This window comes from Idiomarina zobellii (genome assembly GCF_900100855.1).
GTDB classification, from domain to species: Bacteria; Pseudomonadota; Gammaproteobacteria; order Enterobacterales; family Alteromonadaceae; genus Idiomarina; species Idiomarina zobellii.
Window position 1 is genome coordinate 23,987 of the sequence record NZ_FNCB01000018.1, and the last position, 16,704, is coordinate 40,690.

At 49.8% G+C, this 16,704-nt stretch carries 14 protein-coding genes; 11 read left to right on the forward strand and 3 right to left on the reverse strand.

Annotated elements, in window-relative coordinates:
• Window positions 1-15 precede the first annotated feature (15 nt).
• The 3 genes from BLT32_RS11775 to purL all read left to right on the forward strand — a co-directional run bounded on the left by BLT32_RS11775 (window position 16) and on the right by purL (window position 4,650).
• Window positions 16-468, forward strand: a complete 453-nt coding sequence (locus BLT32_RS11775) for an RDD family protein (RefSeq protein ID WP_053954459.1) — start codon at window positions 16-18, stop codon at window positions 466-468.
• 70 nt (window positions 469-538) lie between these two features.
• Complete coding sequence (locus BLT32_RS12930) at window positions 539-676, forward strand: hypothetical protein (RefSeq protein ID WP_157980629.1); 138 nt, start codon at window positions 539-541, stop codon at window positions 674-676.
• A 71-nt stretch (window positions 677-747) separates the two neighbouring features.
• The gene (gene purL / locus BLT32_RS11780) at window positions 748-4,650 is read left to right on the forward strand and encodes a phosphoribosylformylglycinamidine synthase (RefSeq protein WP_053954458.1); all 3,903 of its coding nucleotides are present in this window, start codon (window positions 748-750) and stop codon (window positions 4,648-4,650) included.
• Between the two features lie 15 nt (window positions 4,651-4,665).
• On the opposite strand, the gene BLT32_RS11785 is transcribed toward purL, so the two are convergent.
• Window positions 4,666-5,532 (reverse strand): LysR family transcriptional regulator, encoded by an 867-nt coding sequence (locus BLT32_RS11785; protein ID WP_053954457.1) that lies wholly within the window; start codon window positions 5,530-5,532, stop codon window positions 4,666-4,668.
• Between the two features lie 163 nt (window positions 5,533-5,695).
• On the opposite strand from BLT32_RS11785, the gene BLT32_RS11790 reads away from it, so the two are divergent.
• Genes BLT32_RS11790 through BLT32_RS11800 form a run of 3 tightly spaced genes read left to right on the forward strand, consistent with a single transcriptional unit; the run spans window position 5,696 to window position 9,443 of the window.
• Window positions 5,696-6,982, forward strand: a complete 1,287-nt coding sequence (locus tag BLT32_RS11790; protein ID WP_235444016.1) for an NADH-quinone oxidoreductase subunit L — start codon at window positions 5,696-5,698, stop codon at window positions 6,980-6,982.
• Window positions 6,979-9,234: a putative inorganic carbon transporter subunit DabA gene (locus BLT32_RS11795; RefSeq protein ID WP_053954456.1), complete on the forward strand. Its 2,256-nt coding sequence runs from the start codon at window positions 6,979-6,981 to the stop codon at window positions 9,232-9,234. The genes BLT32_RS11790 and BLT32_RS11795 overlap by 4 nt, the downstream gene beginning before the upstream one ends.
• The gene (locus BLT32_RS11800; RefSeq protein WP_053954455.1) at window positions 9,216-9,443 is read left to right on the forward strand and encodes a hypothetical protein; all 228 of its coding nucleotides are present in this window, start codon (window positions 9,216-9,218) and stop codon (window positions 9,441-9,443) included. Before BLT32_RS11795 ends, BLT32_RS11800 begins: the two co-directional genes overlap by 19 nt.
• Here BLT32_RS11800 and BLT32_RS11805 read toward each other — a convergent pair.
• Window positions 9,440-10,282: a LysR family transcriptional regulator gene (locus BLT32_RS11805; RefSeq protein WP_053954454.1), complete on the reverse strand. Its 843-nt coding sequence runs from the start codon at window positions 10,280-10,282 to the stop codon at window positions 9,440-9,442. The genes BLT32_RS11800 and BLT32_RS11805 overlap by 4 nt on opposite strands.
• Before the next feature lie 141 nt (window positions 10,283-10,423).
• On the opposite strand from BLT32_RS11805, the gene gcvT reads away from it, so the two are divergent.
• The 4 genes from gcvT to BLT32_RS11825 all read left to right on the forward strand — a co-directional run bounded on the left by gcvT (window position 10,424) and on the right by BLT32_RS11825 (window position 15,666).
• Window positions 10,424-11,503, forward strand: coding sequence for a glycine cleavage system aminomethyltransferase GcvT (gcvT, locus tag BLT32_RS11810; protein ID WP_053954453.1), 1,080 nt, complete (start codon window positions 10,424-10,426; stop codon window positions 11,501-11,503).
• A gap of 45 nt (window positions 11,504-11,548) precedes the next feature.
• The gene (gene gcvH / locus BLT32_RS11815) at window positions 11,549-11,938 is read left to right on the forward strand and encodes a glycine cleavage system protein GcvH (protein ID WP_053954452.1); all 390 of its coding nucleotides are present in this window, start codon (window positions 11,549-11,551) and stop codon (window positions 11,936-11,938) included.
• Window positions 11,939-12,037: 99 nt separating this feature from the next.
• Window positions 12,038-14,926, forward strand: coding sequence for an aminomethyl-transferring glycine dehydrogenase (gene gcvP, locus BLT32_RS11820; RefSeq protein ID WP_053954451.1), 2,889 nt, complete (start codon window positions 12,038-12,040; stop codon window positions 14,924-14,926).
• Between the two features lie 128 nt (window positions 14,927-15,054).
• A complete protein-coding gene (locus tag BLT32_RS11825) occupies window positions 15,055-15,666 on the forward strand; it encodes a tyrosine-type recombinase/integrase (RefSeq protein WP_053954450.1) in 612 nt (203 codons plus the stop codon).
• Between the two features lie 104 nt (window positions 15,667-15,770).
• On the opposite strand, the gene BLT32_RS11830 is transcribed toward BLT32_RS11825, so the two are convergent.
• Window positions 15,771-16,226, reverse strand: coding sequence for a hypothetical protein (locus BLT32_RS11830; RefSeq protein WP_143020968.1), 456 nt, complete (start codon window positions 16,224-16,226; stop codon window positions 15,771-15,773).
• Window positions 16,227-16,405: 179 nt separating this feature from the next.
• Between BLT32_RS11830 and BLT32_RS11835 the strand changes: the two genes are divergently transcribed.
• On the forward strand, window positions 16,406-16,704 hold a 299-nt coding region (locus BLT32_RS11835; protein WP_176764960.1), incomplete at its 3' end, for a transposase.

Here is a 16,704-nt window from a genome sequence, read left to right on the forward strand (position 1 = left end):
AATATGGAGCAACAAATGGAATTTAATCACGGTGGTTTCTGGCTGCGCTTAGCGGCAGCTATTATAGACACTATTATCACACAGCTAGGTTTAACCATTATTGGCGTTATTATTGGTATTTTCGTGGGTATCTTTATGGGCGCAGCTGGCTCACCCATGGGCGATATTGAAATGATCGCTGGCGGCATCGGTTACGCTATCGGCATTATTGGCCAATGGCTGTACTTCACTATTTTCGAAATCTCCGGTTGGATGGCAACACCAGGCAAGAAAATTCTGGGCTTACAAGTCACCGACCTGAATGGCCAGCAAATTGGCTTCGGCCGCGCCAATGGTCGTTATTGGGGGAAAATTGTGTCAGCACTTATTCTGATGATTGGTTTCATCATGATAGCTTTCACTGATAAAAAGCAAGGTTTACATGACATTATGGCGGGTACCTTAGTTATTAAGAAACCGTCTGCATAAAATTATTGCAAAAAACTGGGGCGGCAAGGTAAGCTGAAAAGGTCTTTCAACGCAATAAAGGCCTAAGTCTATGCGAGCCAACCGCCTCAGACGAGAAAACAACTCCCGCCGTCGTGCCGTCATTCGCAAGCGCCGCCAGCGCATCATTGAACGCCGTGAAAAATGGTTCCGCATTGTTCAGAAAGAAGGCCGACCTAAGGTCGAGTAACGAGGTGCAACCCCCGGTATTTTACTGTATAATCCGCCAGCAAAAATCGCCCAGCTTTGGAGACCTTGCTTGTGGAAATCTACCGCGGTGCACCAGCCTTATCAGCCTTTAAAACAACGAAGCAACTCGAGCAACTGAAACAGGCCGGTTTACCGGTTGAAGAGCTCTACGCCGAGTATCAACACTTCGTTGATTTGCACAATGACCTAACTGAAGAGCATCGCTCGGTCCTGGTGCAACTGCTTAAATACGGTCCGGAACTACCAGCGCATGAGCCAGAAGGCGCGCTCATTTTAGTCACTCCACGCATTGGTACTATCTCCCCCTGGGCTTCCAAAGCCACCGACATTGCCCACAACTGCGGTTTAAAAAGCATCCACAGAGTCGAGCGCGGCACAGCGTACTACCTAAAAGGCGATTTATCGGCGGCAGAATTAAAACAAGCCGCAGCACTGTTGCACGACCGCATGACTGAAAGCGTGCTGTACGACATGGATGACGCGTCCCAGCTATTCCGCAGCCAGGAGCTGCAGCCACTGTCGTCAGTAGACATTTTAGCGGGCGGTCGCGAAGCCTTAGCACAAGCCAACATCAGCTTGGGCCTGGCATTAGCCGACGACGAAATTGATTACCTTGTCGAGAATTTTGAAAAGCTTGAGCGTAACCCAAACGACATCGAGCTTTATATGTTTGCTCAGGCAAACTCAGAGCATTGCCGTCACAAAATTTTCAATGCTGACTGGACTATCGACGGTAAAGAACAGCCGAAATCGCTGTTCAAAATGATTAAAAACACCTTTGAAACGACACCGGACTACGTACTTTCAGCATACAAAGACAATGCTGCGGTAATGGAAGGTCACGAAGCCGGTCGCTTTTATCCGCAACCGGACAGCATGAGCTATGGCTATAGCCACGAACCGGTGCACATTCTCATGAAAGTGGAAACGCACAACCACCCAACAGCTATTTCTCCTTACCCGGGTGCCGCAACAGGCTCTGGTGGTGAAATTCGTGACGAGGGCGCTACCGGCGTAGGCTCGAAACCTAAAGCAGGGCTTGTTGGTTTTAGTGTTTCTAACCTGAACATTCCGGGTTTCAAGCAGCCGTGGGAAGAAAACTACGGTAAGCCCGCGCGTATTGTCTCTGCGTTAGATATCATGCTGGAAGGCCCATTAGGCGGCGCAGCCTTTAATAATGAATTTGGTCGTCCGGCTCTGACAGGTTATTTCCGTACCTACGAACAAACCGTCGACAGCCATAATGGCCGGGAAATGCGCGGTTACCACAAGCCCATCATGATAGCCGGTGGTATGGGTAACATCCGTGAAGCGCACGTCCAAAAAGGCGACATTCCGGTAGGTGCTAAGTTAGTCGTGCTAGGCGGCCCGGCAATGAATATTGGCTTGGGCGGTGGCGCAGCCTCTTCAATGGCATCAGGTGAGTCGACCGAAGACTTAGACTTTGCTTCCGTTCAGCGTGAAAACCCGGAAATGGAACGCCGTTGCCAGGAAGTCATCGATCGCTGCTGGCAGCTAGGCGCTGAAAACCCTATCGCGTTTATTCATGATGTGGGCGCTGGTGGTTTGTCGAACGCTATGCCTGAGCTGGTCAGCGACGGCGGTCGTGGCGGTAAGTTTGAGCTGCGTGACATTCCGAATGACGAGCCGGGTATGACGCCACTGGAAATTTGGTGTAACGAGTCGCAAGAGCGCTACGTTATTGCCATTGCGCCGGACAACCTTGCGCGCTTTGAAGCCATTTGTGAACGTGAACGCGCTGAATATGCGGTTATAGGCGAAGCCACCGAAGAGCTTACAGTGCTGCTCAATGACGCTAAGTTTTCAAATCAACCTATCGACCTGTCGCTGGATATTCTACTCGGCAAGCCGCCGAAAATGCATCGCGACGTCGAGACTAAACAAGCTAACGGTGTCGATTTGCACTTAGAAGGTGTCGATATTAATGACGCTGCAGACCGCTTATTGCGATTACCGGCTATTGCTGAGAAAACCTTCTTAATTACCATTGGTGACCGCAGTGTTACTGGCTTGGTCGCTCGTGACCAGATGGTAGGCCCCTGGCAGATCCCGGTAGCGGACGTTGCGGTAACTGCAGCCAGTTATGACAGCTATCACGGTGAAGCCATGGCCATGGGCGAACGCACACCGCTGGCCTTATTGAACTTTGGCGCATCAGCACGTATGGCGGTGGCTGAATCATTAACAAATATTGCTGCGGCTGACATCGGCGACTTGAAACGCATTAAGTTGTCGGCGAACTGGATGTCAGCAGCGGGTCACCCAGGTGAAGACGCCGGGTTATACGAAGCTGTAAAAGCGGTGGGTGAAGAGTTGTGTCCTGAACTGGGCATTACCATTCCGGTGGGTAAAGACTCAATGTCGATGAAAACCCAGTGGCAGGAAAACGGCGAAGACAAAGCCGTTACCGCACCTTTAAGTTTAATTATTACAGCCTTTGGTCGCGTCAACGATATTCGCGCAACATTAACGCCGCAGTTGCGCACCGACAAAGGTCAGTCGCATCTGGTGCTTATTGATTTAGGTCGTGGCAAGAACCGTCTGGGCGGCTCGGCATTGGCGCAAGTTTATCAGCAACTGGGTAAAGAGACGCCAGATCTCGACGACACTGATTTATTCAAAGCGTTTTTTAACACCACGCAGCAGTTGGTGACCGAAGGGCGTTTACTGGCTTACCACGACCGTTCCGACGGCGGTTTGTTTGGCACTGTGGCTGAAATGGCATTTGCCGGTAATTGTGGTGTGAATGTCACTCTCGACGAGCTGAGCTCTGATGATTCAAGTACGGATAACCTGGCGGCACTCTTTAACGAAGAGCTGGGCGCGGTTATTCAAGTGAGCGACGAGCAGTATCAGAACGTTATGGATGCCTATACAGCAGCCGGTTTAGGCGACTGTGTAAAACGCATTGGTGAGCCAACCAATGAAGACGCTATTGTCTTTACCCGCGACGGTCAGAAAGTACTGGCACAAAGTCGCACGCACTGGCGCACGGTGTGGGCTGAGACTACGCATCAAATGCAGCGTCTGCGTGACAACCCTGTGTGTGCCGATGAAGAGTTCCGTCTGAAACAGCGGGCTGATAACCCCGGGTTACAGGCTGATTTAACCTTTGACCCTTCTGAAGACATTGCGGCGCCTTATATTGCCAAAGGTGTGGCGCCTAAAGTTGCGATTCTGCGCGAGCAGGGCGTAAATTCGCACTATGAAATGGCCGCTGCGTTTGACCGGGCCGGCTTCGAAGCCATTGATGTTCACATGAGTGACATTTTAGCCGGTCGTGTGTCGTTAGAAGACATGCAAGCGCTGGCAGCTTGCGGCGGCTTCTCTTACGGTGACGTGTTAGGCGCCGGTGAGGGGTGGGCAAAGTCTATTCTGTTTAATGACCGTGCTCGCGAACAGTTTGAAGCCTTCTTTGGGCGTAACGACACGCTAGCGCTGGGCGTATGTAACGGCTGCCAAATGTTGTCGACGTTAAAGTCACTCATTCCGGGGACTGACCACTGGCCACGCTTTGTCACCAACCGCAGCGAACGCTTCGAAGCTCGCTTCAGCTTGGTGGAAGTACAAAAGTCTGCGTCGGTGTTCCTTGGTGACATGGCCGGCTCTCGTATGCCAATTGCCGTATCACACGGTGAAGGGCGCGCCGAGTTTGCTAATGCACAGCAACAAAGCCAGTTAGAGCAAAACGCTCAGGTTGCACTGCGTTACATCGACAACTGGGGCGAAGTGACCGAGCAATATCCGGCAAACCCGAATGGGTCACCACAAGGTATCACCGCAGTCACCAGCGAAGACGGTCGCGTTACCACAATGATGCCGCATCCTGAGCGAGTCTTCCGTACCGTCGCCAACAGCTGGCACCCCGACGAGTGGGGCGAAGACAGCCCATGGATGCGCATGTTCCGCAACGCCCGCAAACACCTTGGGTAAGGAGCGCCCTTCGAATCACCCAAATCGCTGCAGCAGTTGAGCGACCATGGGGTGTTCGAAGGGGCGTTTGAGGGTAATAGCGTAGAAGTGCTCGAAGACGTTAGGTAACGTCAGGTAGCGCTTCAGCTGGCCGCCGGTTAGCTCGTCGCGTACAACAACGTCTGGAATGACCGCTAATGCGCCGGTGTCACGGGCAAGCAGACGAAGCATTGCCATATCATCAGCTTCCGCCAGCACTCGAGGTTGCCAATTGTACTCTGCGCTGAGCATATCAAAGGCTGACCGAAGCGGCATATTTTCAGGAGGAAGCACCCAGTTTTGCCCCACCAAAGCCTCTGACGTTAGCCGTTCAATATCCCGGCCGACAGGACCAATAACCGACACCGGCTGCCTAGCCAGCAAACGGCTTTGCCAAAGTTGTTTGTCACTGCCGCGTACATTCGTGTTTGCCAGAGCAATATCAATTTGATGATTCGCCAATTCATTAAATAACTGGTCGGGCGTCATAGAGTGTAAACGATAATTTACCTTCTGCTGATGCACCAAGTCATTTATAAAGGCCTCGACAAAGTTACGCGACATGGTCGATGCATGGCCAATACGAATAACCACGTCGTCACTGGTCTGACCATGCTTCAACTGCTTTATCAGACTTTCGCCTTCGTGAAAAATCCGACTGGCGTATTGGCGTGCAATATAACCGGCCTCAGTCAGCACTAGCTGGCGGCCCTGACGCTCAAACAAGGGGGTACCAAACCACTCTTCTAACTGCTTAATTTGCGCCGATAACGCCGACTGTGACACATGCAGCTTTTGCGCCGTTTGCGTCAAGTGACCGCTTTCCGCCACGTGCCAAAAATAAAACAAATGTTTGTAGTTCATATCGCAAACTATCATTCATAAAAACAGAACGAAATAATAATATATATCTATTTTACTTAACATCAATAAACCATCGATAATTCGTCACAACATAAAGCCCTCCAAACGAGGTACCAACGACGTGTTATTGACAGAATGGCTTACATTTTCAGGCATACGCCCGGTGTTACTCGTACTCGTCGGTGTTTTGGCGTTTGTCGTCACTAACTATGCCAGAACCAACTTCAGGCTCGATCCGCGCCGCCGTGCTTTTATCACCAAACTTATTGGCTGCCTGGCAGCCGTTCTTGTCCTCATTGTCAGCAATAACATCATCGTTTTTTTCGCCGCCTGGATGGCAATCAGTCTCCAATTGCACAGCCTGCTCATGTTTTATCCAGAACGTGACCGCGCCGTGCTCGCGGCCCATAAAAAATTCATTTTGGCTCGCTGTTCGGAGTCCTTTCTCGGCACCGGGTTGTTACTTATGTACCTGCACACCGGCAGCTTGCAACTCGACACCATTTTGCAAAGCGTCACCGCAACCAACGCAGCGCCCGAGCTGATTCAACACATTGCCGGGCTTTGTCTGGTCATGGCAGCACTTATAAAATGCGCCCAGCTGCCATTGCATGGTTGGCTCATTCAAGTGGTAGAAGCGCCGACACCGGTATCCGCGTTACTGCACGCCGGTATCATTAACCTTGGTGGTTTTTTGCTACTCACAACAACACCTATTTGGAGCAATAGTGCCCCCGCAGTTTGGTTACTCTGCATAGTTTCTGCTGCATCCTGCTGTTTCGCGGCTCTTATTATGGCTACACGCATTAGCATCAAAGTCCGTTTAGCCTGGTCTACCTGCGCACAAATGGGACTCATGCTGCTGGAAATTGGTCTGGGCTATTACGACTTAGCATTACTGCATTTAATCGCGCACTCGGTCTACAAAGCGCACGCATTCTTGTCGGTCAGTGAAGTTGCCATAATAAAACAGCCGCAAGCTCGCTCATTATGGCGTGTCGGTTTAATTTTTATAGCGTTTCAGGCCATTGTTGCGGCGGCGTGTTGGTGGTGGCTCAACGATCCGAAATGGCTGCCGTCGGCATTACTCGCCATGGCGCTTACTACAATATGGATGAACCTTTATCAACCGCTACTGCGACTCGGTGTGTCAGTGCTTACTATCGCGACATATCTTGTTCTTGGAGCGCTGGCGCAACAAATAATAGAGCCTCAACAGCTTACTAGCGTCTGGTTGGAGCCTTTTATTGCGTTACTTTTCAACGCATTTGCTTTTACCTATTGGCTGGTTCACCACACGCCGTCGCACAGTTTAAGTCAACGTTGGTTTATTACCCTGAACGCTGGTTTGTATCTGGACGAGTGGCTTACTCGCTTTGTGCTGTGGCTATGGCCAAGTCACCCCATTGAGTATTATCAGCGCCGCAGTAAAAAAGAGGGGCTATCATGATTTCAGTCAGCCGTTTTGTGTCCATAGCTGAGCAAGTGAGCCAGTCTGTTGCTCCTCAGTGGCCGCTATCTCAATGGATAGCCGTGAACCCATTCTGGCAGTACCGCAATAAACCGGTAGAGGACGTTGCTGCGCACTGGCGATACAGCGCTGGCAGCCGCTTACTGATGAGCCCTGAATTTTATTGGCAAAAGTGGCAAAAGAATGAGATAGACAAACAGCACGTGACCGACAAAATGGTCGAGCAGTTGCAACAGCGCGTTAGTATTATCACGCCCATCCCGCAGTGGCAGAACCTCAGTCGCCTAGTCGACAAATACCAACAGCGCAGTCGCAAAATGCGCTGGAACGAAGAGGTTGTGCTGCAAATTAGCCAGACTTGTGGTTTGTTTATGCAGTTCCCCAAGCGCTTTCAGGAAGAGGGCAGCGACAGCTCTTTATACAGTCACTGGCTGGCCATTTCGCGTGCTGACCGTGGTATCGAAACGCTGATGGACGAGGCTGACCTGAACGAGCTGTTTGCGGAACTCCCTGATGACCCTCACGAGTTAATTAAAGTATGTCAGGCGAGTTTTCTGACTGACGCATCCGATTATGCGTTGCAGTGTTATTGCCAGGCACTTATCAGTGACCTGTGGGGATGGGCGGCAGCATTCTCCTATCAGGACGCTCGTCAGGACAGCCAGTGGGTGTTTGATCTGCTATGCATCCGCTTAGCCTGGGAATATCTTTTGTGGCACTTAGCTGAGCGCACGAATACATCCGTACATGAGCAGTTAAAAAGCAGCTTCAACGAACAACTCGAGCATTGCTTAGGCTGGGTGGGATACGCTCAACAATACAACGAACTACTTTGGAAGTGGCAGGGCGCATACGAACGCTCACAGGTGACTCGTCTCAAGTTTACCAGCGCAGAGGATGCTAAGCCGTCAAAAGCACCTGAAATTCAGGCGGTATTTTGTATTGATGTGCGCTCAGAGCGTTACCGCCGAGCGCTGGGAAAAGCGGGGCAGGCACTTAGCATAAACACTCAGACCAAAGGTTTTGCCGGATTCTTCGGTGTGCCACTGGCATTAAAAACCAGAAGTGGCAGCACCCCGCATGTACCGGGACTGCTGCAGCCGTCGTATTACATACAAGCACCGGAACAAAAGCAAAGTGTGACGTCGCTGCTGGCAAATTTATTTAATACACCGGTGTCTATGTTTAGTGGGGTTGAAGCCCTGGGTTTAAGTAAACTCAAGTCTTTATTGACGGGTGTGCCCGGCAAGATAGCAACCGCCGATGCACATGCCAAAGCGACGGTGTGTAACGACGATGGAGAGGTGTCGACCGACGCATTAGTTGCTATTTGTGAACAAGCCTTAGCTGGTATGCAATTTCAGGCATTTGGTCAGCATGTCGTATTGGTTGGGCACGGTTCGCACCACAGCAATAACGCGCAGCGTGCCGGTCTTAACTGTGGTGCGTGCGGTGGCCAGACAGGGGCTTTGAGTGCCCGCGTGTTAACACGTTTGCTCAATGACACCACTATTCGCGAGCATCTACGTGATCGAGGCTTCGATATTCCAGCGAAAACGAGGTTCTATTCAGCCCTGCATGAAACGGTAACAGACCGCATTGTCTGGCTTTCCGACGCCGTGCCGGGAGAGGTAAAGCGAACCTTTAATGCCGCCAGTGAGTCACTTGCAAGTAACAGCAGCGAACCGTTTAAAGCCCGTAAAAAGCGCTCCAGTCACTGGGCTGAACTACGTCCGGAGTGGGGGCTTGCTGACAACAATACATTATTCTTCGGGCGCTCTGAACGTTTAGCATCCGCCGACACCTCAGGCAGCAACTTTTTGCATGATTACTACAGCAACAATGACCTGAACGGTGCTTTGTTGAGTCAATTATTTAGCGCACCGGGCCTGGTCGCTAACTGGATAAACTGGCAGTACTACTGCTCTGTCACTGACTCGAAACAGTTAGGCAGCGGCAACAAGCTACTGCATAACCGTGTGGCTAACGACATTGGCGTGTTTGAGGGTAACGGCGGCGACTTGCGGCAAGGCATAGCCTGGCAATCGGTGCACGACGGAAAAGACTTTGTGCACCGACCTATGCGCTTGCAAGTTATTGTTGAAGCTACCGAAGACATCATTCAAAAAGCACTGGCAGGCGCTAGTGACTTTAATCAACTGTTCCAGCACGACTGGATAAACCTGTACCGACTCGATGAACGAGGTGAGTTATGTCCAGTAACCAAGTGAATACCACCCAGGCAACCACCTGCTACACACTAAAAGAGTTGTATGACGTTGTGCGGTCAAGGCCATTCAACCAGCCCTTTGCTGTGCATTACCAGGACGGGCGCACTGACACCGGCCTTAATTCCGAGGAAGAATTAAAAGCCAGCCTCCGCCGCCATGGCAACGCCTACTTAAAAGAACCTGTAGACGTGGTTGTTGAGCGCGGCTAAATTCTCGCTTTTAAGTAATCTGCCAGTTGCGAAGCGGCACTGGAAGCACCACCTGCCAGTCGCATAATGACATTAACAGAGCCCGGCGTTGGTAAACTTTGCCCGTTAGCGAGTGTGTCAATAACAGATACATTGTCAGGCACTGTGCTTTTCGCCAGCACAGTTAAGCCAAGCCCGCTGTTTAACGCCGCTGTCAGCCCGGAAAAGTCTGTGTTGGTGTAGGTAATTCGATAAGGCTGGCGTATGCGCTGTAAACTTTGCTCGGCACGACGCCGGTAAATACAGCCTTCCGGTGCGACAACCAACGGTAGACTGGTTTGCTCTATTAACGCCGAAGACCCTACCCAAACTAACTCTTCGCGCTGAATTAACACGTCGCTTTTATTGGTTTGCTCGCGCAGTGCCAGAATAATATCGAACTGTTGTCCTAGCCCTGACAGTAAGTCTTTACTTAGCGCGGAGGTTACTTGCAATGTGACCTGCGGGTATACCTGGGCAAACTGGCCCAGAACTTTGGGTAACAGGCTTGAGGCGAACTCGCTGGTAATACCCAACCGAACTTTCCCACTGACTTGTTGAGGTTCGAACTGCGCCCAGGCTTGATCATTCAACGCCAACATTCTCTGTGCGTAATCAAATAGCACATCGCCGTCGGTGGTTAGCGCAAAGCCATTGCCTTCTCGGGTTAAAAGCTCGACGCCGAGTTGCTGTTCGAGCTTTTTCAGTTGCAGACTGATTGCAGGCTGGGAACGACCCATGCGCTCGCCGGCAAGCGTCATGCTGCCCAGCTCTATAACAGCACTGAAACTACGCAGGGCCTCTAAGGATAAATGTTTCATTGGCTCACTTTATAAACTCAGTATTCAACATTTAAAAAATTAATACCATTATAAGCATTATTGATTTTAAGTTTAAGTGAATCACGCCTATAATTTGCGCCCATAAACACGCACATAAAGTGAACAGATAAGGAACGCGTTATGGGTAGCAAAACGCCACTGTACGATGCACATGTAAAAGCCGGTGCCAAAATGGTCGACTTTCACGGCTGGGATATGCCGCTGAACTATGGTTCTCAGATTGAAGAGCACCACGCGGTACGCCGTGACTGCGGTGTTTTCGATGTGTCTCACATGACCATTGTTGACGTCGAAGGCCCACAAGCTCAGGCGTTTTTGCGTTACCTGCTTGCTAACGATGTGGCCAAGCTAAAAACCGAAGGTAAAGCACAATACACCAGCATGCTGAACGAAAACGGCGGTGTTATTGATGACCTTATCGTGTATCACTTCTCAGAAACGTCTTACCGTATGGTTGTGAACTCAGCCACTCGTGACCGTGACTTAGCATGGATTGAAAAAGTCGCTGCCGATTTTGATGTCACCACGAAAGAGCGTGACGATATGGGCATGCTTGCTCTGCAAGGTCCTAACGCGGCTGAGAAAATTCAGAAAGTACTTTCAAGCGAACAATACGCTGAAATTGACGGCATGAAGCCTTTTGTGGGTAAAGACGTTGGCGATTACTTCATTGCTACCACGGGCTATACCGGCGAAAAAGGCTACGAAATTGTCGTACCGGCAAGCCAATTAGAAACATTGTGGAATCAATTGTTAGAAGCGGACGTTGCTCCTTGTGGACTGGGCGCACGTGATACCCTGCGTCTGGAAGCAGGAATGAACCTGTATGGTCAGGACATGGACGAGAATATCACGCCGCTGGAAGCTAATATGGGCTGGAGCGTCGCATTTGAACCGGCAGACAGAGATTTTATTGGCCGTAAAGCATTAGAACAGAAGAAAGCCGAAGGTCACGACAAGCTGGTAGGCCTGGTAATGGAAGAAAAAGGCGTACTTCGCCACGGTCAAAAAGTGACCGTTGAGGGTGGCGAAGGTATCATCACTTCTGGTACATTCTCGCCTACACTTGGTTTCTCGGTCGCAATGGCGCGTGTTCCTGCTTCAGTGGGTGATACCGCAGACGTTGAAATGCGTAAGAAACAAGTACCGGTGAAGGTCGTCAAACCGGGCTTCGTGCGAAACGGTCAATCTGTTTTATAATTCTGTTTCATCACAATAAACGATTTTGAACTACAGGAAGTCATTATGAGCAATATTCCAGCCGATCTGAAATACGCATCAACTCACGAGTGGGTGCGCGACGAAGGTGATGGCACCTTTACCGTTGGTATCTCTGAACATGCGCAAGAGCTGTTAGGAGACATGGTTTTCGTTGAGTTGCCAGACGTTGGTGACAAAGTTGAAACAGGCGACGACATTGCTGTCGCTGAATCTGTAAAAGCGGCATCAGACATTTACGCACCAATGGCGGGCGAAATTGTCGCTGTTAACGAAGACTTAGAAGACGCGCCTGAAACGGTTAATAACGACTCTTATGGCGACGGCTGGTTATTCCGTATTAAAGCGGATGACAGCAGTGAACTTGAAAATTTATTGGACGCAAACGCTTACGAGGCTTCAATAGACGAAGACTAAGCCATTGGACTTTGTACCAATGTCTAAGCGTCCTGAGCCCCGGAAATTAACCGGGGTTCGTTGTTTCTTACTATCGATAAATGTACGAGGCTGAGTTAAATGAGCAGTACTACCCTGACGCAATTAGAACACCACGATGAGTTCATCGGTCGCCACATTGGCCCAAGTGCTGAAGAGCAAAAAGCCATGTTGGCAGAACTGGGTGTGGATTCTTTAGAAGCTTTAACCAAAGACACGGTGCCTGGCGCAATATTGCGCGAACCGTTCTTGCAAGTTGGTGAACCGCAAACGGAACGTGAGGCGTTGGATCGTCTGAAAACCATTGCTCAGAAAAACGAAATTTTCACCTCGTACATTGGTATGGGTTACTACGACACCGTTGTACCGAACGTTATTTTACGTAACGTGTTGGAAAACCCGGGTTGGTATACCGCGTATACCCCGTATCAGCCGGAAATTGCGCAGGGCCGTTTAGAAGCACTGCTTAACTTCCAGCAAATGACCATGGACTTAACCGGCCTGGATTTAGCCAGCGCGTCATTGCTTGATGAAGCAACAGCGGCAGCCGAAGCGATGGCGATGGCCAAGCGAGTGTCTAAAAACAAGAAGTCTAACGCCTTCTTTATTGCCGACAATGTTTACCCACAGACCATCGACGTAGTGAAAACCCGTGCTGAGTATTACGGCTTTGAGATCATCGTTGGCCCTGCACGTGAAGCGTCCGACCATGATGTATTCGGTGCGTTACTGCAATATCCGGATAAAACGGGTCAGCTGCACAACATCGAACAGTTAATTGGTGAGTTGCAGGAGAAAAAGGCTATTGTCGCCGTTGCTTCTGACTTAATGAGCCTGTTAATGCTGAAGTCGCCGGGTGAAATGGGCGCTGATATGGTGTTCGGTAACGCTCAGCGTTTCGGTGTGCCGATGGGCTACGGTGGTCCTCATGCAGCGTTTTTTGCCACTCGCGACAAGTTTAAGCGTTCATTGCCAGGTCGTATTATTGGGGTTTCTAAAGACTCTCGCGGACGTCCGGCATTGCGTATGGCTATGCAAACGCGTGAGCAGCACATACGCCGTGAAAAAGCCAATTCAAACATCTGTACCGCGCAAGTACTGCTGGCCAACATGGCGTCCTTCTATGCTGTGTATCATGGTCCACAAGGTCTGCGCCGTATTGCGAACCGCATTCACCGCCTGACTGATATTGTTGCCTTAGGTATGCAGGACAAAGGCGTGAAGCTGGTCAACAGCCATTGGTTTGACACTCTAACCTTTGAAATGAAAGACAACGCGACCGACGTGTTAGCGCGCTCTAAAGCTGCTGGCATTAACCTGCGCGTTGACGGCGAAGGCGTATTTGGCGTCAGCCTGGACGAAGCGAAAACGCGTGACGATGTTGAAACGCTGTTTAACGTGTTGTTTGGTGATAACCACGGTTTGGACATTGACGTACTGGACAGCCGTGTTGCCGGCGGAGATGTCGAGTCGATTCCTGCGGCGTTGGTACGCGAGTCCGACTACTTACAGCATCCGGTATTCAACGAGTATCACTCAGAAACCGAAATGCTGCGTTACATTAAGAAGCTGGAAAACAAAGACTTAGCGCTGAACCATTCCATGATTTCATTGGGCTCGTGCACAATGAAATTGAATGCGACCGCTGAAATGATTCCGGTGACCTGGCCTGAGTTTGGTCAGTTGCATCCGTTCTGCCCGGTAGAACAGGCACAAGGCTACCAGGAGCTGGTCGGCACCTTGTCTGAGTGGCTATTGGATATTACTGGTTATGACGCCATGTCTATGCAACCGAACTCGGGTGCGCAAGGCGAATATGCTGGCTTACTAGCTATTCAAAAGTACCATGAGAGCCGGAACGAAGGGCACCGCAATATCTGCTTAATTCCAAGCTCTGCACACGGTACTAACCCGGCTTCTGCGCAAATGATCAACATGAAAGTGGTGGTGGTCGACTGCGACAAGAACGGCAACGTGGATATGGACGACTTAAAAGCCAAAGCAGAAGAAGCGGGCGATAACCTGTCGTGCATTATGGTGACTTACCCGTCAACGCACGGTGTGTACGAAGAAGGCATTAAGGAAATTTGCGACATTGTACACAGCTACGGTGGTCAGGTTTACATGGACGGTGCCAACATGAACGCACAGGTTGGCGTAACCTCACCGGGTTACATTGGCTCTGACGTATCGCACCTGAACCTGCACAAAACCTTCTGTATTCCGCACGGTGGCGGCGGCCCTGGTATGGGTCCTATTGGTGTGAAGCAGCACTTAGCTGAGTTTTTGCCAAACCACTCGGTGATTAATATCCAAGGCCCTAAAGCAGGCAACGGCGCAGTATCTGCTGCTCAGTTTGGTAGTGCCAGCATTCTGACCATTTCATGGATGTACATTGCCATGATGGGCGGACGCGGCTTACGTGAAGCCTCAGAAACCGCTATTTTGAACGCCAACTACGTTGCTGAGAAGCTGAGCAAGCACTTCAAAATTCTGTATCGTGGCCGCAACAACCGTGTCGCGCACGAATGCATTATCGACTTGCGCCCAATGAAAGACGCCGCCGGTATTGCCGAAATTGACGTGGCTAAGCGCCTGCAGGACTACGGTTTCCACTCACCAACCATGAGCTTCCCGGTTGCGGGTACCATTATGGTTGAGCCAACCGAGTCTGAGTCTAAAGCTGAGCTGGATCGCTTTATTGAAGCCTTGGTGAGCATTAAAGCCGAAGCGGATAAAGTAGCATCTGGCGACTGGCCGAAAGACAACAACCCACTGGTGAATGCACCGCACACACTGGCGGACATTACCGATGCAGAATGGGACCGCCCATACGACCGTCAAACAGCAACCTACCCGGTTGAAGCCGTTGGTTACGATAAGTTCTGGCCAACCGTTAACCGTATTGATGACGTTTTTGGGGACCGGAATTTAATGTGCTCGTGCCCGAGCATTGAAGAGTATCGGTAGATGGGTAGCCTGACGTTCCACGCCAGGTTCGATGCCTCACTGACATGAATATGGAGCCCGCTTTTTAGCGGGCTTTTTACTCTTTTTAAAGGCCATACTTAAGTCTCCGTACTAACTGGAGATTACTCATGGCAGTTCAACAAGCATATCCGTGGAATAAAAATCGAATTATAGGACAGAAAAAGCCACTCCAGATATCCCATATCTGGGGCATTCGCATACGCCTTGAACTTGAGGGGAAGGCAAGAGATTTGGCTCTTTTCAATCTAGGGTTAGATAGCAAGCTTAGAGGTTGTGATTTAGTAAAACTGAAAGTATCGGATGTTTCGTGTGGTCGTTCGCTGCTTACCAGGACTCATGTTCTGCAGCAGAAGACAGGTTGTCCAGTACAGTTCGAGATAACTCAAGGAACTAGAGACTCGCTATCCGCCTGGATCAGGCAAGCGAATCTATCAGAATCAGATTATTTATTTAGATCGAGAGTTACTGACGCAGAACATATCTCGACTCGCCAGTACAACCGGATATTTCATGGCTGGATCGAGAAACTAGGATTGGACAGTTCGCTGTACAGCACTCATTCAATGCGAAGAACCAAGCCATATCTTATCTATAAGAAAACTAAGAACCTCAGAGTTATCCAACTTCTATTAGGCCACAAAAAGTTGGAAAGCACTGTACGCTACCTCGGAATTGAAGTGGATGACGCGCTTGATATTTCTGAGTCAATTGAGGTCTAACTGTTAGTGGGCTGCTACGGCCGCCCTGTGCCAAGAGCGGACGTTAACGCCGCGTAATAGGCACGAGCTTGCAAGCGTACTAATTGACGCGTTTGTTAGGTGCATTACTTTACTACTCTGCTTTCTATCATTAACTGCTTCCCTTTTTTTGTCAGCTTCCAAAATAAAGCCATACCACCTTTGGTTGTTTTATTATAGGACGTAGTGATTAAGCCATACGCTTCTAGCTGAATTGTGACTGTTTTAAACGCCTGGTCATTAATACTTACAGAGGTTCCTGACTTTCCTTCTCTTTCAAGCAAGCTATAGGCCAATTTCCTTTTAACTATACCGTCGTTAGGATGCTCGACTAGATACGGTGATATAAGAGCAAACAAATCTCTCCACGTTATAGTTGATTTGAATGAATATTGGGAGCTGGAACTTTTTCGCCAAACGGTATAGGAGCCATCGATTGTAAACTCTGAATCGATATCTGCTATATCTTCAATAGAAGCTGCTTGTTGATTGCCAAGCTCATTTACTGTGTTTTGGAGTTTAGAGTTTTCCTTTCTCAGCATATTTATATCCGAAAGGAGGTCCTCACTTGCCACGTGGTTAGCTCTAACCCAGCCTACAGCAGGATACATTTTTATTGTTTTAGTTAAACTAAGTGCTACAAGACCGGGTAACTCCGATGCTGCGGTAGTGTTCAGAATTCTGTGTCATTTCGTTAAACTAAGCAAAAAAGAGATGACATATGACCAAAACCAATTTCGACATGGATGCCGCTTTAAAGCAGTTGCGTGAAGGCAAAGACCTCACCGGCAAAGACGGCATCCTGACACCGCTTATTAAACAACTCACCGAAGCCGCGATGCAGGCTGAGCTTGAAGAGCATCTCAGTGATAAAGAGCAATCTAACCGCAAGAACGGTTCGACGTCAAAAACAGTCAAGAGTCCTGCCGGCAGCTTTGAATTAGATACGCCCCGCGACAGAGCCGGCTCGTTTGAGCCGCAACTGGTTAAAAAACATCAGACGCATTTAACCGATGAGCT

What these genes read in the sequence shown, in the direction of transcription:
- BLT32_RS11775 (WP_053954459.1), top strand. Translation starts at nt 16, where the DNA reads ATGGAATTTAATCACGGTGGTTTCTGGCTGCGCTTAGCGGCAGCTATT.
- BLT32_RS12930 (WP_157980629.1), top strand. Translation starts at nt 539, where the DNA reads ATGCGAGCCAACCGCCTCAGACGAGAAAACAACTCCCGCCGTCGTGCC.
- BLT32_RS11785 (WP_053954457.1), bottom strand. Translation starts at nt 5,532, where the DNA reads ATGAACTACAAACATTTGTTTTATTTTTGGCACGTGGCGGAAAGCGGT.
- BLT32_RS11795 (WP_053954456.1), top strand. Translation starts at nt 6,979, where the DNA reads ATGATTTCAGTCAGCCGTTTTGTGTCCATAGCTGAGCAAGTGAGCCAG.
- BLT32_RS11800 (WP_053954455.1), top strand. Translation starts at nt 9,216, where the DNA reads ATGTCCAGTAACCAAGTGAATACCACCCAGGCAACCACCTGCTACACA.
- BLT32_RS11805 (WP_053954454.1), bottom strand. Translation starts at nt 10,282, where the DNA reads ATGAAACATTTATCCTTAGAGGCCCTGCGTAGTTTCAGTGCTGTTATA.
- gcvT (WP_053954453.1), top strand. Translation starts at nt 10,424, where the DNA reads ATGGGTAGCAAAACGCCACTGTACGATGCACATGTAAAAGCCGGTGCC.
- gcvH (WP_053954452.1), top strand. Translation starts at nt 11,549, where the DNA reads ATGAGCAATATTCCAGCCGATCTGAAATACGCATCAACTCACGAGTGG.
- gcvP (WP_053954451.1), top strand. Translation starts at nt 12,038, where the DNA reads ATGAGCAGTACTACCCTGACGCAATTAGAACACCACGATGAGTTCATC.
- BLT32_RS11825 (WP_053954450.1), top strand. Translation starts at nt 15,055, where the DNA reads ATGGCAGTTCAACAAGCATATCCGTGGAATAAAAATCGAATTATAGGA.
- BLT32_RS11830 (WP_143020968.1), bottom strand. Translation starts at nt 16,226, where the DNA reads ATGCTGAGAAAGGAAAACTCTAAACTCCAAAACACAGTAAATGAGCTT.